The organism is Butyrivibrio sp. NC3005, assembly GCF_000424545.1.
In the GTDB taxonomy this organism is placed as follows: domain Bacteria; phylum Bacillota; class Clostridia; order Lachnospirales; family Lachnospiraceae; genus Butyrivibrio.
In genome coordinates this window covers 85,320-109,231 of sequence record NZ_AUKC01000012.1, presented here as the reverse complement: position 1 = coordinate 109,231, position 23,912 = coordinate 85,320, and the positions used below count along the sequence as shown (strand labels likewise).

Here is a 23,912-nt window from a genome sequence, read left to right as displayed (position 1 = left end):
CTTGACTTTTGTTCTCACGAAACTCGCAGTAAATGCGAGTTTCTGAATGAAGTTGACAAGAAGTCATACTTTTAATTTTTTTAATTAAAGCCATTGACACAAAGGTCGTGTAAGTATATTCTTGATTATGGTACAAACAATTTAATTATATTTTTTTATGAAAGGAAATGACATGAGTTTGCTAAAAATAAGAAACAAAATTCAGTCTATTCCTATTATTCAGGGAGGAATGGGCGTAGGTGTCTCATTAGAAAGACTGGCAGGAGCTGTAGCAAAATGCGGAGGTGTTGGTTCTATCAGCACTGCAGACTGTGGTTATAGAGAACCGGATTTTGATAAAGCACCAGAAGAAGCTAATCTAAGAGCTCTAAAAAATGAAATAAAAGAAGCCAACAGATTATCGGAAGGACATGGACTTATCGCTGTTAATGCCATGGTTGCTACAAGACAGTATGCAGAGGCTGTTAAAACAGCTGTAAGCTCTGGTATAGATGCTGTCATTTCAGGCGCGGGTCTTCCGCTTGAATTACCTGAATATGTTCCCGAAGGTTCCGCACTAATTGCCCCTATTGTTTCAAGTGGCAGAACCATTAAGCTCATCGCTAGAAAATGGGAAAGGAGTTATAAACGATATCCTGATTTTGTCGTTTTAGAAGGACCTAAAGCTGGTGGTCATCTTGGATTCAAAGAAGAAGATCTTTTATCAGGTAGTTGCCCTGACGTTTTTGATATATTAAAAAATGTAATCGATGAATTAAAACCTTTTGTACAAGCTGCAGGAAGAGAAATACCTGTATTTCTCGCCGGAGGAATTTGGAGTAAAGAAGATATCCAAAAAGCTTTAAGTAAAGGTGCTGAGGGTGTTCAGATGGCAACAAGATTTATTGCAACAAAAGAATGTGATGCCTCTACTGCTTTCAAAAAAATCCTGATCAATTCAAAAAAAGAAGACGTTAAAATAATACATAGTCCTGTTGGCATGCCCGGACGTGCAATTGAAACCAACCTAATAAAAAGACTTGAAACAGAAAAAAGAATTCCTCCAACTAAGTGTTCTCGCTGTATCAAAACATGTAACGTCACAGATGTTCCGTTCTGCATTACGCATGCACTTATAGAAGCTGTTAAAGGAAATATTGATGAAGGATTATTCTTTACAGGAAGTAATATAGATAAACTGACAGAAATAGTATCCACCAAGGATCTCATAGCATCTCTTGGCTACTAAAAGGTATGACTTCTTGCTGAGATTTATGATAATCATCAGCAAGAATCCTGATTCGCAGGACAAAATTTCTCTTAACGACAAATTTTGGTCTGGTACGGTTATTGATTTTCCTGATGAAAACAATAACCTATAATTAATTAAACAGATTACCTTAGAGCATATGTCTTATCATTTGTACAATCAAACTTCAAAAGAACATAAAAAAGGTTTCCCTCCGCTGCAATATAGCCTCGGGAAACCTCTTTTATTTTCAGAAAAAATGAAAAATTAGAACTTACCAGCTTTTGCAGCTTCTTCGATAGAAACAGCAAGAGAAACTGTAGCACCAACCATCGGGTTGTTACCCATTCCGATAAGACCCATCATTTCAACGTGAGCAGGTACAGATGAAGAACCAGCAAACTGAGCATCAGAGTGCATACGTCCAAGAGTATCTGTCATACCATAGGAAGCTGGACCAGCTGCCATGTTATCTGGGTGAAGTGTACGACCTGTACCACCACCAGAAGCAACTGAGAAGTACTTCTTTCCTGCTTCGATTCTTTCCTTCTTATATGTTCCTGCAACTGGGTGCTGGAATCTTGTAGGATTTGTAGAGTTACCAGTGATAGATACATCTACATTCTCATGCCACATGATTTTAACACCTTCACGAACGTCGTTAGCGCCATAGCACTTAACTGCAGCACGAGGTCCTTCTGAATAAGGAGTCTCGCTTACAATCTGAAGTTCATCTGTGTGGTAATCCATCTTTGTCTCAACGAATGTGAAACCATTAATTCTGGAAATGATCTTTGCAGCATCCTTTCCAAGACCATTAAGGATAACACGAAGAGGCTTCTGACGAACTTTGTTAGCCTTTGTAGCAATACCGATAGCACCCTCAGCTGCTGCGAATGACTCGTGACCAGCAAGGAATGCGAAACACTCTGTATCTTCCTCAAGAAGCATCTTTCCAAGGTTACCATGTCCAAGACCAACCTTACGCTGATCAGCAACAGAACCAGGGATACAGAAGCTCTGAAGTCCTTCTCCGATTGCAGCAGCAGCTTCAGAAGCCTTGCGGCAACCCTTCTTGATTGCGATAGCAGCACCTACTGTATAAGCCCAGCAAGCGTTCTCGAAGCAAATTGGCTGTACACCCTTTACAAGGTCATATACATTAAGACCAGCATCTTCTGTGATCTTCTTAGCTTCTTCCATTGAAGAAATGCCATAGCCATTAAGGACTTCGATTATTTTATCATAACGTCTTTCTTTTGACTCAAATAAGATATTCTCGTCAGCCATTCTATTTTCCTCCATTAATTATCGTATTACGGTTATTCAGGGAAAAATCAATCTTTTCTAGGATCGATAAATTTAACAGCATCATCAATACGACCATACTGTCCCTTAGCCTTATCAAATGCAGTTGTTACGTCATCACCCTTCTTGATGAAATCCATCATCTTACCGAAGTTAACGAACTTATAACCAATGATATTGTCATCCTTATCAAGGCCAAGCTCTGTGATGTAACCATCTGTCATCTCAAGGTAACGAGGTCCCTTCTCCTGTGTTGAGTAGATTGTACCTACCTGAGAACGGAATCCCTTACCAAGGTCTTCCAAACCAGCACCGATAGCAAGACCATCTTCAGAGAATGCTGACTGTGAACGTCCGTAAACAATCTGAAGGAATAATTCTCTCATTGCTGTGTTAATAGCATCACATACAAGATCTGTATTCAAAGCTTCCAGAACTGTAAGACCTGGAAGAATTTCGCCAGCCATAGCAGCAGACTGTGTCATACCAGAGCAACCGATTGTCTCAACGAGTGCTTCCTTAATAACACCTTCCTTAACGTTAAGGGAAAGCTTACAACAACCCTGCTGAGGAGCACACCAACCAATACCATGTGTGAAACCACTAATATCCTTGATCTCTTTGGCCTGTACCCACTTTGCTTCTTCAGGAATCGGTGCAGCGCCGTGATGCACGTCCTGATGAACCTTGCACATATCTTCGACTTTCTTTGTGTAAATCATCTGAAATCTCCTTTCGTTTTTTACGAACAACTATTTCAAATACTTGTGTATGAACAGATGTTCTTCGCCGAATGAGCCAAGTTCAGATTCGAAATAAACATAAAAATTTTAATGTTTTAGAAATCTGCACTCAGTCATAGATATTTTGCCACACTTTGAGCAAAAAATCTATACCTTTACGTTAAAAAAATAACAACACTTGTTTTTAGTTAAGAATTAATCATTATCTTGAATCTTTTTTTCAACAATGTGGTCAGCATCTTTATAAATGTGATTTGCAGGAATACATCCTCTAACACAGCTTGTAGGATAGATGTTAGTCCATCTTCCAATAACTGTACCCGGATTAAGAACACTGTTACATCCGACTTCAACGTTATCGCCAAGCATTGCACCGATTTTCTTAAGTCCTGTTTCGATTTTTTCTTCGCCATCTTTAATTACTACAAGCTTCTTGTCACTCTTAACATTAGATGTTATAGAACCAGCTCCCATGTGAGCAAAGTTTCCAAGAATAGAATCTCCAACATAATTATAGTGAGGAACCTGTACCTTATTAAAAAGTACAACATTTTTTAGCTCAGTTGAGTTACCTACAACGGCACCCTTTCCTACAATTGCATTTCCACGAATAAACGCACACTGTCTGACCTCAGCTTCTTCATCGATAATGCAATAATCTCCAATATAAGCACTATCAAATACTGTTGCACTTTTGGCAACCCACACGTGCTCTCCTCTTTGCTCAAACTTATCCTTTGGAAGTGTTGGACCAAGATTAGCAATAAAATCTTTAATTTTGGGTAAAACCTCCCATGGGTAAGTTGCACCGTCAAACAACTGTGCTGCAATTGTCTGACTTAAATCATACATTTGTTCGATAGTATAGGATTCAATCATTTTAATATCCTTTCTCATAAGATTTTTATCATTTAAACATTTTTACCTAAAACTTTTTTGTCACCTTATATCATTTTTTTGATGTCTTTGCAGAAGATGACTTTGAAGCTGAGGACTTTGTATTTGAATTCTTTGCAGGATAAAACTCTGCTATTTCTCTGTATCTAGCCATAAGGTAATTTTTTTTCTCATAATTATCACCTTTTACACTGTTCGTTCTTCTAGTAACAAAATCATCTAACTTTTGCATATACTCCTGTTCAGATATTTCCCCCATTGCAACTCCTGTTAAACCTTTTTCCCAGGACGCTGTAAGCGCAGGGTTAAGCATTGGTTTCATTGAAACCGCAACCGTTTCATAAACCATTTCTCCAAGCTGTGTTGGTGTTATTATCTGAGTCTTTTTATTCAAGCTAAGATAATGAATAGCAAAAAGTTTTGTAAGTATTCCAGCTCTTGTAGCTGACGTTCCAATACCCGATCCTTTTATCTGAGAACGAAGTTCTTCATCCTCTATAAACTGACCTGCATTTTCCATAGTCAAAATCATACTTCCAGAATTATAACGCTTTGGAGGTGATGTCTTACCTTCCTTTATTCCCATTTCATTAACAGGAAGCAAATCACCTTTTTTAACTTTTTTTAATTCCTCAAAAAATGCTTCATCGGTCATCTGATCTTCTGAATTAGAGTTTATGTTCTCATCATCTTCTTTTTCCTTTTTCTTGAAAAAAGAATAATCCATTACATGAAGATATCCTTTGGCAGCAAGCACTTTAAAATTACTGTAAAAATTCTCTATATAAAACTTAGAGCTTCCATCGTCTAACTGGTAGCTTTCGTTTAGCTGAAGTGACAAAGAAAGACTAACTTTCTGATATTCTGCAGATGGATAAAATACAGCAAGAAAACGCCTGACAATACATTCATACACTTTTCTGGTAGTAGCAGAACATCCTGAAAGTGCTGAAAGTCCCTGCCCTGTAGGAATAATAGCATAGTGATCTGTTATTGCTTTATCATTACAGTATTTAGTCTTCTCTATTCCCTTATAAGACTTATGCGCAAGAATAGCCTTGGCATATATTCCAGCAGGCTCATATGATGTAAGTCCTGAAATATTCTTGTCTATGACTTTACATATAGCAGATGATAATACTCTAGCGTCTGTTCTGGGATATGTTGTAAGCTTTTTCTCATACAATTCCTGAGCTATCGCAAGTGTCTCATCAGGATTTATTTTAAAAAATCTGGAACAATCATTTTGTAATTCTGCAAGATTATACAATAAAGGAGCATTCTTAGTCTCTTTTTTTCTTTCTACTTTGGCTACCTTTAATTGCAATGGATTGCATGAATTTTTACAGTACTCTATAAGTTTTAGTGCATCTTTTTCTTCTTTGAATCCTTTTTCGGAATATAAAAGAGGTGACTGGTAATATTTACTACTTTCTCCAACTTTCCACTCTGCGTCAGTAGTTCTGCCTGCAATCTGGACAGATGCCAATACTCTATAAAAAGATGTTTCAACAAAATTACGAATTTCTCTTTCCCTATCCACAACGATTCCAAGAACGCAGGTCATTACACGTCCCACTGATATTACACCTTTTGGCGCATTTAGAAAAGTCTTAATATTATATCCATATCGAAGCGTTAATGCTCGTGAAAAATTTATTCCCATCAAATAATCTTCTTTAGCTCTAAGATATGCTGCGGCACCAAGATTATCATAAAAAGAATCATCTTTGGCTTCTTTTATACCTCGCATTATCTCTTCTTCAGTCTGAGAATCTATCCATACTCTTTTTCTGACTTTGTCGTGAACTTTGGCTTGTTTATCAACAAGTCTGTAAATATATTCTCCCTCACGTCCTGAGTCAGTGCAAATATATATTGTATTTACATCTTCACGATTAAGTAGACCAGATACTATATTAAACTGTTTTTTTACATTGCCAATTACTTCGTATTTAAATTCAGTAGGTATAAATGGAATAGTATCCATAGACCATCGGGCAAACTTTTCATCATATGCTTCAGGATAACTCATTGTAACCAAATGACCAACACACCATGTAATAATGGCATTTTCAGATTCCCAATATCCATCCTTCTTTTGGTATTTCTCATTACCTGCGTGCTCAAGTGCTGTTCCAAAAGCTTGGGCAACACTTGGTTTTTCTGCTATGTAAACACTTTTATATATCATATAGTTATAACCTTTTTATCTTTAAACGCACAAAAAGCTGTGTCGCTTCTGGCACAGCTTTTTTTACTGTCCTACTCAATTTCAGAGGATAGCTGCTTTTTTATTTTTCTTTTCGGAAGACTTTTCTTTCTTCTTAAAAAACGAAAACTTATTTTTGTTATTATACTTTTCAAGACGCTTCATTGCATCTGAATACTTTTCTATTTTTGTATGGTTCTGAATGTAAGAAAGGAGCTTATCAGCGTTAGTATAATAGCGGTTAACAATAAGTTTCTTCCCATTATAATAAAGACTTAAATCTTTATTCTTTAACTCTTCATAAGAACCCATATTTTTCTCATCCACAACAGCTCTTTCATCAAGAAAACGGTGAATACCAAAACGATTCTTGTTCACAATGATACGAAGAGTTATTCTGTCATGAAGATATGCAGCAATAGCAATTAATACAAATACTGCTACAATCATAAGACCCAAGGTATTTACAAATACTCTGCTTCCATCATTATGAATCTTATCATAATAAAGACCTATAACTACAAACGCGCTATAAAGAACCACAATTTTCAAAGTTTCAAGAACAACTAAATTTTTCCCTTTAAGACTTACTTCGAAACGTGTTTCTGTTTCTTTTTCAATCTTGTCGCTGTACATATCCTTGGACTTTTCTATTACTGCGCCTGGATGATTAGTCTTGGAAACCTTTATAAATACTACGAATAGAATCATCCATAAAATATTAGCTGCAACAACTCCTCCAAGAGATTTCACCGAAAAATGTCCAGCGTAACTATACCAGGAATACAAAACAAATGCTGTTGCAGGAAGAAGTTCAATGAAACCATAAATAAGAAGTGATACAACATTTTTCTCAAAATATGGGAACAAATTACCTGTTACTGCATTTTTGTCAACAGTCTTATAATACCATGGATTAACTATTTTCCAGAATACAAGACCAGTTATAGCACAAACAATAATGATAGCTATGTTAGAACCTGTTGTATAATCTAAACCGCTTTTAGCATGACTGTACATATATAGCATCATTGGAACTGCTGCTGTAACAAGTGATAAAGAAAAAGATATTGCGTTCGCAAGTCCTCTCACCTTTAAAAGCTTCTTACAAAGTAGCCTTAATACAATTGTAATAAACCCGATAAGAGCAACATCAAAAACACTAAAAGTTTTGCCTATAAATGGCATTTCTGCAATTAATGATACAATAACGAGTTGTAATGTGATCATATGAAGATCCTCCCAATTAATATAATTAAAAGCTAGTCCGCATAATTTAACTTACACGAACTAGCTTATTATACCGCAAAATCACATTACATACTATGTTTTTTGCCAATCTTTTTATTTAGCCTGAATATATCCAAGAGCCTTAAGAAGTTCTGCACATTCAACTGCTCCGCCTGCTGCTCCTCTAAGAGTATTGTGTGACAGACCAACAAACTTCCAATCGTATAATGTATCCTTACGAAGTCTTCCTATAGAAACACCCATTCCGCCTTCATAATAAACATCCTTGGCAATCTGAGGGCGATCATCTTCCTCAAGATACTGAATGAACTGCTTTGGTGCGCTTGGAAGCCCCAACTCTTGTGGCTTTCCAGCAAAATTCACAAGTTTCTCAATAAGTTCTTCCTTTGTAGGATCTTTCTTAAAACGTACAAATGTTGCTGCTGTGTGACCATATAATACAGGGACTCTGATACACTGTGTTGTAATAACAGGGCTAGTTGATGGAACAATCACACCGTTTTCAATATGTCCAAAGATTCTAAGTGGCTCCTGCTCTGACTTTTCTTCTTCACCGGAAATAAATGGAATAATATTTCCAACCATTTCAGGCCACTCATTGAAATTCTTTCCTGCTCCAGAAATAGCCTGATAAGTTGTAGCTACAACTTCATATGGCTCATACTCTTTCCATGCAGCAAGAGCTGGTGTATAGCTTTGAATTGAACAGTTAGGCTTAACAGCGATGAAACCTTTCTGTGTTCCAAGGCGCTTTTTCTGGAACTCGATAACATCTGTATGTCCAGGATTGATTTCAGGAATAATCATAGGAACATCAGGTGTCCATCTATGTGCACTATTATTGGATACAACAGGTGTTTCAGTCTTAGCGTACTCTTCTTCAATCTTCTTAATCTCATCTTTACTCATGTTAACTGCAGAGAGAACGAAATCAACATCAGCAGATACGCCCTTAACATCTGTTACATCTTTTACAACCAGATTTTTAACGGCTTCTGGAATCGGATCATCCATCTTCCAATGATCACCAACTGCCTCTTCATAAGTTTTTCCTGCACTTCTAGGACTTGCTGCAACTGTAGCTACTTCAAACCATGGATGGTTGTTCAAAATCATAATAAATCTCTGACCTACCATACCTGTTGCACCAAGAATTGCCACTCTTAACTTTTCGCTCATTTCGCTGCTCCTCTACAAAAAATATTTTTATTATGTCTTTCCCACAAAGACAATTGCTTTTATTCGCTTTACCAAATTAAAGCCTTGAATAGTTATATTGTATTAGCTTATCACGATATTGAAAATAGAACTTTTGACTATTTTTAGCCTAAATTTAAAATATTTTTGTCTAAGTTCTCCAATTCGACATATTTTGCCAGAAATTGTTCATTTTCCTCGATAACTTTAGTCATTACAGCCTTGCCAGGAGCACCTTTTGTAAGCCTTTTTCCCACACAGGTTTCAAGACTTACTGCATCAAAAATGTCTTCTTCAAAGTGCAAGTCAAATTCCTTCAATTCAGAAAGAGTAAGTTCGTCAATTGAAACACCTTTTTCAATACAATAAAGCACTATTCTTCCAATTATTCCATGTGCATCTCTAAACGGCACACCTTTTCCAACAAGATAATCTGCTGCATCTGTCGCATTTGTAAATCCTTTCATGGCACTTTTTTTCATAATATCCTTATTGAACTTCATTGTTCTTATCATATCGGTAAAAAGTGTAAGACAGTTAAGTGATGTATCTACTGCATCAAATAAACCCTCTTTATCTTCCTGCATATCTTTATTATAAGCAAGAGGAATACCTTTCATTGTCGTCAATAGTCCAAATAAATCACCATAAATTCTTCCAGTCTTACCTCTTACAAGTTCTGCAATATCAGGATTCTTCTTCTGAGGCATGATGCTGCTACCTGTTGAATATGCATCATCTATTATCACAAACTGATATTCATTAGAATTCCAGATAATAATTTCTTCTGAAAAACGAGACAAATGCATCTGCATAATACTAAGCGCAGAAAGATATTCAATTACATAATCTCTATCAGAAACAGAATCCATGCTGTTAAGAGTAGGTGCTGTAAATCCAAGAATATCTGCAACTTCATCTCTGTTAAGAGGATAGGTAGTACCAGCAAGAGCTCCTGCACCTAGCGGACAATAGTTCATTCTCTTATATATATCACTCATTCTAAGAGCATCTCTTTTGAACATCTCAACATAAGCACCAAGATGGTGGGCAAGTGTGATAGGCTGAGCTTTCTGAAGATGAGTAAAACCAGGCATGTATGTATCAAGGTTTTCTTTTTGCATAGTTATAAGTACATTTATAAGATGACACAAACCTTCCTGAGTATTCTTTACAGCTTCACGTGTAAAAAGCCGAACATCAAGTGCAACCTGATCATTTCTGGATCTTCCTGTATGAAGCTTCTTGCCGGCGTCTCCAATTAGCTTAATAAGATTTGCTTCCACAAAACTGTGAACATCTTCATAACTTGTAGTAATTGCAAGCTTACCACTTTTTACCTGTCCCAAAATAGTATCAAGACCTGCAATAATTTTATCTTTCTCTTCTTCTGAAATAATATTCTGATGGGCAAGCATTGTAGCGTGAGCCTTGCTACCCTTAATATCTACATCTAACAAACGCTTATCAAATGTAATCGATGCATTAAAATCCCATGCAAGCTGATTAATCTCTCCTTCAAATCTTCCGCCCCAAAGTTGTGCCATATGCGTTCCTTTCCAGCTTTTTTCAGCTATAAGTAATTCTAACAAAAAGCTTGTAAATAATTAAAATGTGAGTGCTTGATTATTGAACATAGATTAGCATATTTATACACTATTTTCAACATAAAATGTATATTTATAAAATTAAATTATGCAAAAACTCGAACCGTCATGAATTTATATGCGAATATAAATTTGCATTCCAATATTAGCTATAAAAAAAACCGTTTCAAAACGAAACGGTAAAACAAAGAATATAAAGCTGGAAAAGGGACTCGAACCCTCGACCTACTGATTACGAATCAGTTGCGCTACCAACTGCGCCATTCCAGCACGCCTGCAATTGTCACAAACAAATATGATTATATCGCCATTTTTCTACATTTGCAAGCATTTTGTATATTCAATTTAATAAGATTTATCTATTCTATTTTTATTTTTCATCAGGAAGAAGTCAAAAGTTTAAAAAAATTAATTATAAAATTGGTACATGAAGGATAATACAGATGTGCAAAACCGGCAAATACATTATTCTTACAACAAATACCAGTCCATGATCTTTTTCCTGTCGGCTTCTTCATACGACATATGTTTCCATTATCCGTTGTGTCATAATAGTGAAACTCGTGACCTTTTATTACCTCACCTTTTTTTAAATATGGATTTTCATTCTCACAGCATACATTTATATATCCAAAATGATTAAGCTTACCTGTATAAAAACCATCTGCATCAAAAAAACCAACCATTGGATAGATTTTTTTATCTATTCCATGAAGCGATTTATTAAGATACAAAAAACCGCCACACTCCGCAAGTATAGGCATTTTATTATCGGCTGCTTTTTTTATAGAAGCTTTCATACTTTCATTTTGGGATAATTTTTCAGCATACAATTCCGGATAACCACCTCCTATTATAATTCCATCTACATCAGGAAGTTTTCTATCATGAAGCGGTGAAAAAAACGCAAGCTCTGCTCCCATTTTTTTCAATAATTCAAGATTGTCTTCGTAATAAAAGCAAAAAGCCTCATCTAACGCCACTCCGATTTTAACTAAAGATTTCTTATCTCTTGTTTCTAACTCAGAGACAACGACCTTTTCTTCCTTATAAGTAGAAGTATTTGTTACTAATAAATGGCTTATACCGGTACAACTTGACGTCAAAATTCCGGACTCATTAGCTATATCAATAAGCTTAGAAATATTCAAAGATTTCTCAAGTTCTGCTGCTACTTCATCAATTATCTCCATTATCTCAGGAACTTCATCTGGCATTACAAGTCCAAGATGTCTGGACGAAAAAAGTTGTTTTTTCATATTAGAAAGATACGCAATAACCGGAATACTCAATTCCTCCTCGACCTCTTTGCTAATGATGGAAGCAATGGATGATGAGCAGTTATTAAGAATAATTCCTTTAATAACTTTCTCTTTGCCATAATCAAGATAACCCTTAATCATAGGAATTATCGACCTGCTCATGCCTTTACAATTAACTACAAGAATTGCACTAGTACCAGTCTTAACGCATATATCATAAGATGATCCGTCCATTGATAATACGCCCATTCCATCGAAAAAGCCCATCACTCCTTCTATAATTCCAATATCTGCACCATTATTTTGGGACTCATAAAAAATTTTGTTTATCCCATCAATTCCCTGCAAAAAAACATCGAGGTTTCTAGATGGAATTCCTAAAACTTTTCTATGGAACATTGGATCTATAAAATCAGGGCCACACTTAAATCCGGAAGGATTATATCCTTTTTTAGACAGTATTCGCAAAAGAGCGCAGGTTATCAACGTTTTCCCACTTCCACTTCCAGGCGCTCCGATAAGAAGGCGCGGGAATCTATTCTCTATATTCAAATTCATCACCAATAATTTTTTCTTTAAAAACAATAACCTATAGATTTTTACCTATCCTTTTATCACGATAATATATACAGGATTTACTGCATCAGCCATGTGATACTTTCCAACCTTTTTATATCTGCAAACGTTCACTTGTACAATTTCCAAAATTTGAATTGTGTTATTATCTGCCATATTCAGAACTTTTGTCAATGTCTCAAGTGTAACGCAGTTTACTACGATTCTTATTTCTTTATTTAAAGCAATAAGTGTTTCTATGATTTCTTCAAGGCATCCACTGCTTCCACCTATAAATGCATGAGTTGGAACAGGAAGATTTTCAAAGGCTTTAGGTGCCGCTTTCTCCACGATGTGCATATTGGAAACAGCAAACTTTTGTCTGTTTTCTTCAAGAAGTTTGACTGCTTCTCTTTTTTTCTCAATTGCATAAACCTCAATAGAAGGACTAAGAAGAGAGGCTTCTATTGAAATTGATCCTGTACCTGCTCCTATATCATATAATGTTGCATTTTTAGTCAAATGAAGCTTCGCTATAGACAAGGCTCTTATTTCTTCTTTAGTCATAGGAACTTGTCCCCTGATAATATTATCATCAGCAATACTTGGTATAATGCTTTTCTTAAATGCCTCGTCATTATTAATAAAAAGAATTATCTTTCCTGTAAGATTTTCAAAATCTTCAATGCAGCCTATTTGTCTAATTACTTCACTTTCACTTCCAAGATTTATTCCTGCAATGAAAGATATTTTATTTATTCCTTTATTATCATATCCTTTGCCATATATTTTTTCTAATGTTTTATATATTTCTCTGGCTTCTCCAATATCAGAAGGCAGAACAAACAACTTACGTTCTTTTCTAACATAACCTTCCACATTACATTTTCTTCCATGAGAGCTAACAACAGTTGAATCTTCAAGTGCAATTCCAAGTTTTCCTGCAAATAAACAAAGAGATGATATTCCCGATACTTTTTTCACTTCATATTCAGCATTCGTAAAGGCTTCCAATGCTTTTTTTGCTCCGCTACACAAAGATATATCACCTGAATATACAATTACAGGGTTAACATATTTTGTATGATTTTCCAAATAAGAAAGTATCTCATAAGCATCATACGTTTTTACAATCTTTGCCGCACCTTCTTTACTATTACTAAACTTTGGATATTCCAATCTTTCTATAACAGACTTTGCACCAAAGATAATATCAGCTTTTTGTAGCTCTTCTATTAATTCATTTGTATAATACTTTCTATTTCCAGGTCCAATTCCTGCAAGAACAATACTCTTTTGATTTCTACCATAAAGATTTTTCAAAATTTCTACTGTTTCATCAAGATCATAACCTTCTTCTCCTGACAAGACCTCCGGATTTCTTATAACTACTACTTTAATACCAAGTTCTCTTGCCGCCTCTATCTTCTCACTAAATCCGCCTGCTTTGCCGCTTTCTTTAGTAAGTATTACCTTTGCATTTATTTCTCTTATAAGGGCTTCATTCATCTGCTTTGAAAAAGGCCCCTGCATAGCAATTATATGTTTTCCGAAAACTCCGGCTTCTTCACATTTAGAAAGACTTTCAGAATTCGGAAGAACACGCGCATATATTCTTTGCTTATCAGATATTCCATTCGATATTGTCAAAATGTCTTTGCTGCCTGTCATAAGAAGGATATTTCCAACTTCTTTTTCAAGGCTATTTACAGCTTCTTCAATAGATGTGACAAATATAAGATTATCTTCAAGACCGGATAATTTCCTTGCTTTATCTAGAAAAGTCTTTGTATTTCTAGATAAACGAATATATCTTATTCCAGTTTTACTACACGCTTTTTTTATCGTTCTTGTTACATCTGTAGCAAAAGGGTGAGTTGCATCCACTACCGTAAGAAATTCTTCATTTTTTAGAATTTCCTCTATTTCTTCAGATTTTTTTCTTCCAACGAAAAGATTATTCTCTCCACTGTTTTCCTCTATACGACTTCCATATTCAGTTGCTACGCTTACTACGTGCTCTATTCCAAGATTTGTGAGCTTACTTGCCAAAACTCTGCCTTCCGTAGTTCCTCCAAAAATTAGTATTTTACTTTTCACTCTTATATCCTCTGGGTGTTACCATGAACTCCATACACTGATGCGAACAGGAATTGCCAATAAATACTGTTGAAAACATATCAGCCTTAAATTCTTTTAACTGTTCCAATGTCATGATATGTCTTTCTTGTTTTTCTCTTCCTATGTTATTTACTTCTGCGCATACTCTATCTGGCGGGTAAATTTCCATAAGAATATTGCAAGCTCTTTTCAGATAACCTACACGACTCTTACTCTCGGGATTGTATAAAACTATAACCATGTCAGCTAAAGCTGCATTGTGCAGCCTTTTTTCTATCACTTCCCAAGGTGTTAACCTATCACTTAAACTTATAAGACAAAAATCATGAATAAGAGGCGCTCCAAGAAGTGCTCCTCCAGAAAGAGCCGCTGTAACTCCTGGGATAACTTCAATCTCCACATCTTTAAATTCTTCTCTTGCAAGTACAGCAAGTCCCGCAAGTCCGTAAACTCCTGCATCTCCGCTGCATATAAGAGCTACTTTCTTTCCTTTTTCTGCTGCTTCAAAGGCAAGTCTTACTCTTTTTTCTTCGCCCATCATCGGAGTACTTAGATACTCCTTATCTGCAAAAAATGGTCTTACTAAATCACAATATACTGTATAACCAGCTATTACATCGCACTCTGATAATATCCTATGTGCGCGAATAGTCATATCTTCTATATTTCCAGGTCCGATTCCTACAACAAAAAGTTTTTTTATTAATGTATTATTATCCATGCGCTTTTTCCTTATAATCTTCTATTATTCCAGCTGCAAACGTCATTCCATCAAACGATTTCTTTCGTATCAAAAGTTTGCTGCAGCCATACGCCATGACAGACCTTTCACATACGTTATCAATTCCAACTACTCCTTGTACAAATGAAGATCCTGAAAAATCGCCCTCTACAGCAGAAAGCTCGCCGCAGGAAAAAGTTTTAAATGAAGAATTAAAAAGTCCAGCAAGCTCGATTAACCCAGGTTCATTCTTTTTTACATCTATTGAAACTATAGCCAGTACTGCCTTTGGACTTATTTTCTCTTCTTCCAATGACTTAACTGCAAATTTGTACAAATCAGATGCGTTCTTTCCTTTCCTGCATCCCATTCCAATAACAATACATCTTGGAATAAGCCACAGCTTTTCTCCATCATAATTCTTATAGGATATTTCAAAATCTTTGTCGTTAGAAACTTCTTTTCCAGCATAGTTTTGTCTAAGCAAGGAAGCTGAATACTCCTTGGCTTTTTTCATATCGTTTATCACAAGATTATTCTTTTTGGCATAAACATCTACAGAAAAAAGATTATTAATATCTGTTGCAGTTGTAATAACAGGAATAGCATTAATACTGCTGGCTATTTTTTTCGCACAGTCAACCGCGCCACCTATATGACCTGACAAAAGCGGGATGACAAAGCTTCCTCTTTCATCTATTACAATTACAGCAGGATCTGTTGTTTTATCTTTTACAAAAGGTGCTATAGCTCTTACAGCAATTCCGATTGCTCCGATAAATACAAGGACGTTGCCGGTTTTGAAATTTTCCAAAGTCCACTCACTAAGACTTTTTTTATTGTTTCCTCCCTGCATACATTCACATATATTGTTTTCTTCATCCATTAAAGATTTTTTTATACTAATCGCCAAATCTTTTCCGCGACTTGTAAAGCATATATATTTATACATATATCAATATCCCATCTTTTTCTTGATTTTCTTAATAATCTGAGGGTAATTGTCTCTATCATGGATATAAGTACAATTTATGCAGTCTTTTATTCCCTTTGCATTTATATAATAATCTCCACCGCAGTCATCCACATCATACAAAGGACAATAGCAAAACATACAATTAAATTTCTCTACAGGCATTTTGTGACAAGGAAAATATTCGCATTTCGTATTAACAAAAAAACTGGAATATCGTATTTTTGATTCTTTTTCCTTAAGATTTTTATCTTTATCATCTATATACTTAGACTCACCTCCAAGTGTCATTATAACTTTGCTGTACATAGTATCATCAAGATTAAAAAGAGTTTTAAGTATTTTACTTTCTACAACAGTTTTAGGAGTCATATAATCAATATGCCCGTCATCAAATACAAGAATCAGTTTATCTGATACTTCAAGAGCAAGTTCAAGTTCATGAATAGACATAATAATCGTAATGCCCGCAGATGATAGCTTTTTTACAACATCCATTAATTGTAACCTATGTCTTATATCCATATACGAAGTAGGCTCATCCATTACGAGAAACTCCGGATTTTGACAAATAGCTCTTGCTATTAATGCTCTTTGCTTCTGGCCATCACTTAAATTTACAAACAAAATATTGGATAAATTCTCGATATTCATGATATCCATAGATTTTCTGGCTTCTTTGATGTCTGAATCTTTCACAAGTCCAAGTCCATCAGCATATGGAAGTCTGCCTGATAACACAACATCCATGCAAGTCATAAGCTGAGGTTCGATTCTCTTTGTGGTTACTATTGACATCTTTTTGGAAAGTTCTTTTGCTGAAAAACTCTCGCTGTCTTTGCCATCTATAAAAATATTTCCGCCAAGTAGTGATATTTGCTTATTAATGCTTTTTAAAAGAGTTGATTTACCACCACCATTTGGACCAATAAGCGAAATAATCTCACCTTTTTGTATTGAAATACTGACGTTTTTTACAACAATATCTCGTCCGTAACCAGCATCAACTTTAGAAAGCTCTATCATGAAAACTTCTCCTAACTATCATATATATTACTATTGGTGCTCCAAAAAGCGATGTAACTGCAGAAATATTAAGTTCTGTTGGAGAAAAAATACATCTTGCAAGTAAATCACTAAACATACAAAAAACAGCCCCAGACAGAAAGCATGCAGGAACAAGCACTACCGGCTTAGACGATTTTAAAAGCTCCCTCATGAGAAATGGTACTGCTATTCCTATAAACGATACAGGTCCTGCAAATGCAGTTACACACGCTGACAATATGCTTGATAAGACAATAATCATAATCCTGCATTTCTTAACGCTTATACCAACACTTCTTGCATACTCCTCACCAAGCCTTAGTGCATCTAACGGTTTGCATAACATCATCACAAGAAAAAAAGATATCCCTACTATAAATAACGCGTACAAACATCCAGTCATATCACTTCCTGAAAAACTCCCCTGAGACCAACCGTGAAGATTCACTATATCTGAATCATCTGCAAACGCAATCAAAAAATCGGTAACGGCACTGCATATATATCCAACCATTACTCCTGCTGCCAGAAGTATAGCTATATTCCTAACATATCTTGCTATAAGGATTATGAACAAAGTCGTTATAACAGCTCCTGAAAATGCTGCCAAAACCAGAACTAAAGATGATATTCTGCCACTTTTAACTGAAAACAGTATAAGAACAACCGCAACCACCATCTTAGCTCCTGAAGATATTCCAAGAATGTATGGTCCTGCAATCGGATTAGAGAAATATGTCTGAAGAAGAAATCCTGAAACTGCAAGCCCGCCTCCTAAGACCAAAGTCATAATAGCTCTTGGCAATCTAATATCCATAATAATGGAACTAAAGCTATCTTCAGATTTTTGCATGGTAATGGCCTTAAAAACATCAAAGAGTTTTATATTGACGCTTCCTATACAAATTTGTGCTGCAAATCCTGCTGCTACAAGTATAGAAAGCGATATAAAGATCACTATACATCTTATTTTTCTATTATCTGTCATCACTATCAACCCTTTTTAATTCTGATTATCAAAGAACTTCCTTATCTTTAATCACACTTACCTTTTCTATATTCTGTTGTAAAAAAAGGATCATAAAGCTTTGACTTATTATATTCAGAATGTTCTACAACATCTCCCACTATGATGAGAGCTGTTTTATTAATCCCTTCTTCCTTGGCTTTATCCGCAATATCACAAAGCTTTCCTGTGAACTTCTTCTCATCATCCCAACTTACTTTATAACATACTGCGCACGGTGTATCTTTATTCATTCCAGATGCAATAAGCCTTTTTGACAGCGTATCAATATCCCAGGCAGATAAGAAAAACACCATCGTCGCACCATGACTTGATAATTCTTCAATAGACTCTTTTTGGGGAACAGATGTTCTTCCATCCATCCTTGTTATAATGACACTCTGACTTACTCCGGGAAGAGTGTACTCTAAATTAAGAGAAGCTGCTGCTGCACAAAACGAGCTTACTCCAGGTGTACTATCATAGCTTATTCCAAGTCTGTCAAGCTCATCCATCTGTTCTCTGATAGCACCATAAATACTGGGATCTCCTGTATGAAGCCTTACAATATCCTTGTCTTTATTTTTTTTAACTATTTCTATCACTTCTTGCAGAGTAAGTTTTGCGCTGTCATATACTTTACAGTTTTCTTTTGAATAATCAAGAAGCCCTGGATTAACTAAAGAACCAGCATATATAATAATATCTGCATTCTCAATAAGTTTTTTTCCTCTAATAGTAATAAGATCTGTTGCTCCAGGACCAGCTCCCACAAAATGAACCATTATAACTTTCCTTTCAATTCATTAATCATTTTTTCAGTATTAGCAGTAGATGCAAGAATAGTATAATCATTTAGAAACACAATAACCTCTGCCTTAATCTTGTATTCCGACCACTCTTCAATATTCTTTTTTATAAGCATCACAAGCTTTTCGCATACTTTGTCACCAATTCCAGCCTCATTTATATGTTTTACTGCTTCATCAGTCATTACACAGTTTAAAAGCTTTTGCTTTAAGTTGTTAAAACTTTCGCCTTCACAAAATGAACTCGAAATATCAGTAAGAATTTCCATTCTATGATCTCCATAGCATGAATGGGTATTTTTTATTCCTCCAGCAACTTTGACAAGTTTGCCAAGATGTCCTGCAAATATTAGATTTTCTACACCTTTATCCACGCAAATTCTTACTGCATCATAGATAAAGTTGGATGTCATGACTACATCGTCTTCAATAATTCCATATTTATCATAGAGAAACTTAATTCCATAATTACCAGGAGCTGCAACTAGAGTTTTTAAATCTCTTGCCCTAAGCATTTTGACCTGAGTTTTAATCGTGGCAATAAGTGCTTCATCACTCATAGGCTCTACTATTCCGGTAGTTCCTATAATTGATATTCCCCCCACTATTCCAAGTCTTGGATTAAACGTTTTCTTTGCAATTTCTTCTCCAAGAGGAGCACTAATAATTACTTTAACAATAGCATTTGAAATATTGTGATCTTCAAGAACTTTGGTTAATTCCCCAGTTATCATTTTCCTGGGTACTGAATTTATAGCAGCATTTCCAACAGGCTGATCGAGTCCTTTTTTGGCTACTCTTCCTATTCCTTCTCCGCCATCGATTATTACCAAATTTCCATTTTCGCTTTCACCAATAATCCCGACTTTTGCATAGATTTTCATACCATTTGTGGCATCAGGATCATCTCCTCCATCCTTTATAACAGCACATGAAACGAAACGCTTTAGTCCGGTATCATTTCTTTTTTCTATGGTTACATCTGCTATTTCTGCATGATATAGAATATTCTTAGGAGTAAGAATGCTTACACTATCCACTAATATGTTATCTAGAAGCATCAAAAGAGAAGCCTTTGCCGCTGCCTGGGCACAGCTTCCTGTTGTATATCCGCACCTTAGTTTCTTTCCGCCCTTTTCTATATAAATCTCATTCATATCTTATTAACCTTATTTAACTTTTAAATGAGAATCTTAAATCCTGTATAAAAGTGAATTACAAATAGCCGCTGCCACTGTACTTCCGCCTTTTCTTCCTCTATTAACAATGTAAGGAACATCACATTCCATTATTTTTTTCTTAGCTTCAACCACATTAACAAATCCAACCGGAACACCTATTATAAGTTCAGGTCTAACAAGACCTTCATCAATCAGCTCCCTTAATCTTATAAGCGCCGTTGGAGCATTCCCTATTGCAAAAATAAGTGGTACATCCAGTTTTATTGCCTTGTCCATGCTCACAATTGCCCTAGTTACTTTTTTCTGTACCGCAGTTTTAGCTACATCTTCGTCTGCCATAAAACAATGAGCTTCTCCGCCAAATCTTTCAAGTATCTTCTTATTTATTCCTGATAACGCCATGTTGGTATCAGTTACAATATGTGCTCCGCTTTGTATAGCCCTAATTGCTTTTTCGATAACGTTTTCAGAAAAAACAAGCGTATCCGCATATTCAAAATCAGCTGTTGTATGAATAACACGTACTACTGTTGGTTCTATTTCATCAGCTATAACTTTTCCATTCTCAGAAAGTTCACGCCTTATTATATTGAAACTCTCCTTCTCTATGTCAGAAGGCAGGATATGCTTTACTTCCACTTTATTGCTCCTATCAATTGCTTAATTTGTACAAAAACTGTGTTTTTTCTTTTCCGTTCTTTAATACATCATAAATATTGCTGGTGATGGTACCAGTCTTACTTGTATATTGGTACAATGCTTTGTCAACACACCAGACATTACCATTTTTGACTGCTTTAAGATTTTTAAATGTAATATCCATATTTTTTAGCTCTTCAAGCGTATCCGGTGCATCTTCAATAACGCCGTTGTAGATTATTATATCTGCATCTTTTGCATAAGAATAAAAAGCTTCAATACTTATAGTCATCTGGGATCTTGAATCTTCTTTAGTTTCTTTTGGTAAAAGATATTTACCTCCAGCACACTCTATCATTTTTACAAGATAATCATTTTTCTTTTTCGTAACAATCTGATGATTCGAATTTAGTGAAAAAACGACTACACTTTTGGATTCTATATCCTGTATATCCAGATCTTTTATTTGAGTTATCTGTTCTGCAAAAGCTTTATCAGCACTATCTTCACGACCTGTAAGGATTCCATACACTTTAATCCATTCAAGCCTTCCTAAAACTGAATCTTCATAACTTGACCAATCAATAAATACCGGTATTCCAAGTTTTTCCAGTTTTTCGGTAACTTTGGGACTATGAAGAATCATGGTATTCTCAATAGCTGCATCAACCTTTGATGCTACTAATGTTTCATAATCTGGAGCACTATATTTCCCACCATATTTTATCAAATCGTTATCCATTGCATGCAGCACTGAATCTATGTACCAGTCATCTTTCTTGGTAGCTACAAATTTTATACTATCTATAGCTCCTATCGAATCAAACTGACTCATCACAGCTGAGGCCCCCAAATATATATTAGTAATAGGAACTTTTAGAACGCTTACTTTTTCGGGAACAGAAAAAGACTCTTTACAATCTTTGGGTAATAATAAATACTTTCTTCCATCTCTAACTGCAATCAGCACACAATCGTCAGAATATCTATAGATACGAAAACAAGTAGCATATTCATTTTGGTCTGTGCTTATATATTTTAGTCCCTCAATATCGACTTTATCTAAGCTGACACTTTTTGAATAAGTAATCGTTTTGCTGGCACGTTCAGTATTTTTTTCTTCACTACCGATACTGTCTTTATCTATTTTGGTAAAAACAGCTGTATAATCGATTAAATGCGGAGTTCCCATTGCTGTTGTATCTGCCTGAAAAGAGATTTCTTTTCCAAGCTCTACAGGTATAATAAACTCAGAATTTCCCTCACCTTTGATGACTTCGTATCTTTCTCCATCTACAACCATGTAGTCATAGTATTTGCTGCTCCATACTATGTCTGCCCATACAAGGCCATCTTTTTCAATAATCTTGCAAGGACTTTCAATATATGCCCTGCCGCTTCCTCCAAAAAGAGTTACAGATGCGGGATATTCCCTTTCAGAACTATCCCCGCATCCATTAATAAAAATTGATAATGCTGCTATTAATATAAAAAATCCTATTGTGATCTTTTTATTTGATAACACTTCCTGTATGCTCCACATAAATCTTCTGAACATCTTCTATTCTTCCAAGACCTGAAATCTGACATTCAACACTTTCAAAAGAGCCATCTGCTTCAAATCCGCTCTTCCAGGAATCTTCATCGTCTCCTGCCATATCGTTATTGGCATGGTCTCCTGCTACAACCATAAGAGGTCTTAAAATAACTTTTTTATATCCTGCTTTTTTAACCTTTTCAATAATTGATTCAAGTGACGTTTCTTCTGGCTCACCTTCAACTGTTCCGATGAATACATTCTCATATCCAAGTTTATTTACCTGAGTCTGAACCTGAGAATATGTAACTTTCGCAGTGTGTGATGTTCCATGTCCCATGAATACAAATGCTGTTCCATCTTCTTTTGCAGCCTGAATATCCTTAAAACCAGCTGCCTTTACTGCCTCGCTTGTTATAGCAGTAGTTACAGCTTTTTTATCATCATTTATAACTTTTGCATCTGCTCCAACTTCACCCATTAAAGGTTCTGCAATAACTACACTTTTGAACTTATCTTTATATTTATCAACACTTTCCTTTAATTCGTCATACTCTGCACCATGCATAAGAAGTGTAGGCTGGATAACAAGTTCTTTAACACCATTTGAAACTGCTCTCTCAAGAGCCTGATCTACATTGTCAATCTTCTCGCCATCTCTTGCCAAAATGTGATTGATAATAATCTGGGCTGTAAATGCTCTTCTTACAGACCAGTCTGGATATGCTTTTGCAAGCGCTTTCTCGATTCCTCCGATATCCTCTGCTCTACTATCATTAAATGATGTTCCAAAACTTACAACAAGGAGCTCTTTTTCTCCAATATTGTCTTCGTTAAGTGCATCATCTTTAGACGCATCTCCTGTATCTCTGCCAAAATAATCAGGATCAGCATTTTCGCCGCTAACAAGCTCTTTCTGAGCATCTGTCAGATTATCCCAAGCTTCTTTTGCCTGCTTGCAAAGATCATCTGTTTCTTTTGTCCATTTCTGAACATAAATAGAATCAATAAGCGCGGCCACTTTATCTGCTGCAGCTTGATCATCCTCTGATGATAAAGCTTGTACATCAGATACTTTTACCTTGTGGTCATACCATTTTTTCTTGGTACCTATAAGAGCCAGGTCGAATTCCTCATCTATTGCCGGAACAGGAACATCAAATCCATAAACTTCATCACTTGTTCCATCTTCATATTCTACTTTATCTATTGTAGGTTCAAGAAGTTTAGCGCCTTCTTTTTGAGCATCGGCAGCTGTTCCTGGGAAAAGATTCACGATATTTTTGGATGGAAGTGTAATATGAATTGTCATCTCTCCATCTTTAACAGTAAGTGTTCCCTTATTGTCATAAGCTTCATTTATATGGAACATTTTTCCATCTGTTGTAAATGTAGCCTGATACTGTCCATCTGCTAAAACGTCTCTGGAAACATTTGTCTCCTCTTCCTTACTGCTTTGCGCCTCAGCATTTGATGACTCTGATGAATCAGACAAGTTTGATACAGAATTTTCCTTACTACTTTGATTGTCAGCATCATCTGCCTTAGAGCTGCATCCAAAAAGCATTCCAAATGACAATGCTGTTGTAATAGTTAGTGCCAAGAATTTTCTTTTCAT

18 protein-coding genes, 1 tRNA gene and 1 pseudogene are annotated in these 23,912 nt (G+C 35.7%); 1 reads left to right on the top strand and 19 read right to left on the bottom strand.

The features are described 5' to 3' along the window. Positions 1–172 precede the first annotated feature (172 nt). Positions 173–1,228 (top strand): NAD(P)H-dependent flavin oxidoreductase, encoded by a 1,056-nt coding sequence (locus tag G634_RS0104205; protein ID WP_196805281.1) that lies wholly within the window; start codon positions 173–175, stop codon positions 1,226–1,228. Positions 1,229–1,495: 267 nt separating this feature from the next. On the opposite strand, the gene G634_RS0104200 is transcribed toward G634_RS0104205, so the two are convergent. The 19 genes and pseudogenes from G634_RS0104200 to G634_RS17935 form a co-directional block, all read right to left on the bottom strand. Further along, positions 1,496–2,518: a GGGtGRT protein gene (locus G634_RS0104200; protein ID WP_035798827.1), complete on the bottom strand. Its 1,023-nt coding sequence runs from the start codon at positions 2,516–2,518 to the stop codon at positions 1,496–1,498. Positions 2,519–2,565: 47 nt separating this feature from the next. Continuing rightward, on the bottom strand, positions 2,566–3,258 hold the full coding sequence (locus G634_RS0104195) for an iron-sulfur cluster assembly scaffold protein (RefSeq protein WP_026504231.1): 693 nt from the start codon (positions 3,256–3,258) through the stop codon (positions 2,566–2,568). A gap of 216 nt (positions 3,259–3,474) precedes the next feature. Next, positions 3,475–4,158 carry a UDP-N-acetylglucosamine pyrophosphorylase gene (locus G634_RS0104190; protein WP_026504230.1) on the bottom strand — a complete coding sequence of 228 codons (684 nt, stop codon included), beginning with the start codon at positions 4,156–4,158 and terminating at the stop codon, positions 3,475–3,477. 70 nt (positions 4,159–4,228) lie between these two features. After that, positions 4,229–6,367 carry a DNA topoisomerase gene (locus tag G634_RS0104185; RefSeq protein ID WP_026504229.1) on the bottom strand — a complete coding sequence of 713 codons (2,139 nt, stop codon included), beginning with the start codon at positions 6,365–6,367 and terminating at the stop codon, positions 4,229–4,231. Between the two features lie 84 nt (positions 6,368–6,451). Further along, positions 6,452–7,618, bottom strand: a complete 1,167-nt coding sequence (locus G634_RS0104180; RefSeq protein ID WP_026504228.1) for a hypothetical protein — start codon at positions 7,616–7,618, stop codon at positions 6,452–6,454. Positions 7,619–7,732: 114 nt separating this feature from the next. Beyond that, positions 7,733–8,818 carry an aspartate-semialdehyde dehydrogenase gene (gene asd, locus G634_RS0104175; protein ID WP_026504227.1) on the bottom strand — a complete coding sequence of 362 codons (1,086 nt, stop codon included), beginning with the start codon at positions 8,816–8,818 and terminating at the stop codon, positions 7,733–7,735. Between the two features lie 143 nt (positions 8,819–8,961). Then, entirely contained in the window at positions 8,962–10,383 is a 1,422-nt protein-coding gene (argH, locus tag G634_RS0104170) for an argininosuccinate lyase (RefSeq protein ID WP_026504226.1), read from the bottom strand. 257 nt (positions 10,384–10,640) lie between these two features. After that, positions 10,641–10,713: transfer RNA gene (locus tag G634_RS0104165), tRNA-Thr, on the bottom strand. Positions 10,714–10,823: 110 nt separating this feature from the next. Beyond that, positions 10,824–12,257 carry a cobyrinate a,c-diamide synthase gene (locus tag G634_RS0104160; RefSeq protein ID WP_196805280.1) on the bottom strand — a complete coding sequence of 478 codons (1,434 nt, stop codon included), beginning with the start codon at positions 12,255–12,257 and terminating at the stop codon, positions 10,824–10,826. Positions 12,258–12,308: 51 nt separating this feature from the next. After that, the gene (gene cobK / locus G634_RS0104155; protein ID WP_026504224.1) at positions 12,309–14,360 is read right to left on the bottom strand and encodes a precorrin-6A reductase; all 2,052 of its coding nucleotides are present in this window, start codon (positions 14,358–14,360) and stop codon (positions 12,309–12,311) included. A gap of 61 nt (positions 14,361–14,421) precedes the next feature. Beyond that, a pseudogene (cobJ, locus tag G634_RS0104150) lies at positions 14,422–15,102 on the bottom strand (precorrin-3B C(17)-methyltransferase); the annotation flags it as partial. After that, positions 15,095–16,054 carry a cobalt-precorrin 5A hydrolase gene (locus G634_RS17950; RefSeq protein WP_051233676.1) on the bottom strand — a complete coding sequence of 320 codons (960 nt, stop codon included), beginning with the start codon at positions 16,052–16,054 and terminating at the stop codon, positions 15,095–15,097. The gene G634_RS17950 and the pseudogene cobJ, both read right to left, overlap by 8 nt. Before the next feature lie 3 nt (positions 16,055–16,057). Next, complete coding sequence (locus G634_RS17945) at positions 16,058–17,101, bottom strand: ATP-binding cassette domain-containing protein (RefSeq protein WP_051233675.1); 1,044 nt, start codon at positions 17,099–17,101, stop codon at positions 16,058–16,060. Then, positions 17,085–18,110: a FecCD family ABC transporter permease gene (locus tag G634_RS0104135; RefSeq protein ID WP_026504222.1), complete on the bottom strand. Its 1,026-nt coding sequence runs from the start codon at positions 18,108–18,110 to the stop codon at positions 17,085–17,087. The genes G634_RS17945 and G634_RS0104135 overlap by 17 nt, the downstream gene beginning before the upstream one ends. A 47-nt stretch (positions 18,111–18,157) precedes the next feature. Further along, positions 18,158–18,913 (bottom strand): precorrin-4 C(11)-methyltransferase, encoded by a 756-nt coding sequence (gene cobM, locus G634_RS0104130; protein WP_026504221.1) that lies wholly within the window; start codon positions 18,911–18,913, stop codon positions 18,158–18,160. After that, the gene (gene cbiD, locus G634_RS0104125; RefSeq protein WP_026504220.1) at positions 18,913–20,094 is read right to left on the bottom strand and encodes a cobalt-precorrin-5B (C(1))-methyltransferase CbiD; all 1,182 of its coding nucleotides are present in this window, start codon (positions 20,092–20,094) and stop codon (positions 18,913–18,915) included. The genes cobM and cbiD overlap by 1 nt, the downstream gene beginning before the upstream one ends. Positions 20,095–20,130: 36 nt before the next feature. Then, a complete protein-coding gene (locus tag G634_RS0104120; protein ID WP_026504219.1) occupies positions 20,131–20,757 on the bottom strand; it encodes a precorrin-8X methylmutase in 627 nt (208 codons plus the stop codon). A 13-nt stretch (positions 20,758–20,770) separates the two neighbouring features. Continuing rightward, positions 20,771–22,315, bottom strand: a complete 1,545-nt coding sequence (locus G634_RS17940) for an ABC transporter substrate-binding protein (protein ID WP_051233674.1) — start codon at positions 22,313–22,315, stop codon at positions 20,771–20,773. Beyond that, the gene (locus G634_RS17935) at positions 22,269–23,912 is read right to left on the bottom strand and encodes a sirohydrochlorin cobaltochelatase (protein WP_242826761.1); all 1,644 of its coding nucleotides are present in this window, start codon (positions 23,910–23,912) and stop codon (positions 22,269–22,271) included. The genes G634_RS17940 and G634_RS17935 overlap by 47 nt, the downstream gene beginning before the upstream one ends.

What these genes read in the sequence shown, in the direction of transcription:
- G634_RS0104205 (WP_196805281.1), top strand. Translation starts at nt 173, where the DNA reads ATGAGTTTGCTAAAAATAAGAAACAAAATTCAGTCTATTCCTATTATT.
- G634_RS0104200 (WP_035798827.1), bottom strand. Translation starts at nt 2,518, where the DNA reads ATGGCTGACGAGAATATCTTATTTGAGTCAAAAGAAAGACGTTATGAT.
- G634_RS0104195 (WP_026504231.1), bottom strand. Translation starts at nt 3,258, where the DNA reads ATGATTTACACAAAGAAAGTCGAAGATATGTGCAAGGTTCATCAGGAC.
- G634_RS0104190 (WP_026504230.1), bottom strand. Translation starts at nt 4,158, where the DNA reads ATGATTGAATCCTATACTATCGAACAAATGTATGATTTAAGTCAGACA.
- G634_RS0104180 (WP_026504228.1), bottom strand. Translation starts at nt 7,618, where the DNA reads ATGATCACATTACAACTCGTTATTGTATCATTAATTGCAGAAATGCCA.
- asd (WP_026504227.1), bottom strand. Translation starts at nt 8,818, where the DNA reads ATGAGCGAAAAGTTAAGAGTGGCAATTCTTGGTGCAACAGGTATGGTA.
- argH (WP_026504226.1), bottom strand. Translation starts at nt 10,383, where the DNA reads ATGGCACAACTTTGGGGCGGAAGATTTGAAGGAGAGATTAATCAGCTT.
- G634_RS17950 (WP_051233676.1), bottom strand. Translation starts at nt 16,054, where the DNA reads ATGTATAAATATATATGCTTTACAAGTCGCGGAAAAGATTTGGCGATT.
- G634_RS17945 (WP_051233675.1), bottom strand. Translation starts at nt 17,101, where the DNA reads ATGATAGAGCTTTCTAAAGTTGATGCTGGTTACGGACGAGATATTGTT.
- G634_RS0104135 (WP_026504222.1), bottom strand. Translation starts at nt 18,110, where the DNA reads ATGACAGATAATAGAAAAATAAGATGTATAGTGATCTTTATATCGCTT.
- cobM (WP_026504221.1), bottom strand. Translation starts at nt 18,913, where the DNA reads ATGGTTCATTTTGTGGGAGCTGGTCCTGGAGCAACAGATCTTATTACT.
- cbiD (WP_026504220.1), bottom strand. Translation starts at nt 20,094, where the DNA reads ATGAATGAGATTTATATAGAAAAGGGCGGAAAGAAACTAAGGTGCGGA.
- G634_RS17940 (WP_051233674.1), bottom strand. Translation starts at nt 22,315, where the DNA reads ATGTTCAGAAGATTTATGTGGAGCATACAGGAAGTGTTATCAAATAAA.
- G634_RS17935 (WP_242826761.1), bottom strand. Translation starts at nt 23,912, where the DNA reads ATGAAAAGAAAATTCTTGGCACTAACTATTACAACAGCATTGTCATTT.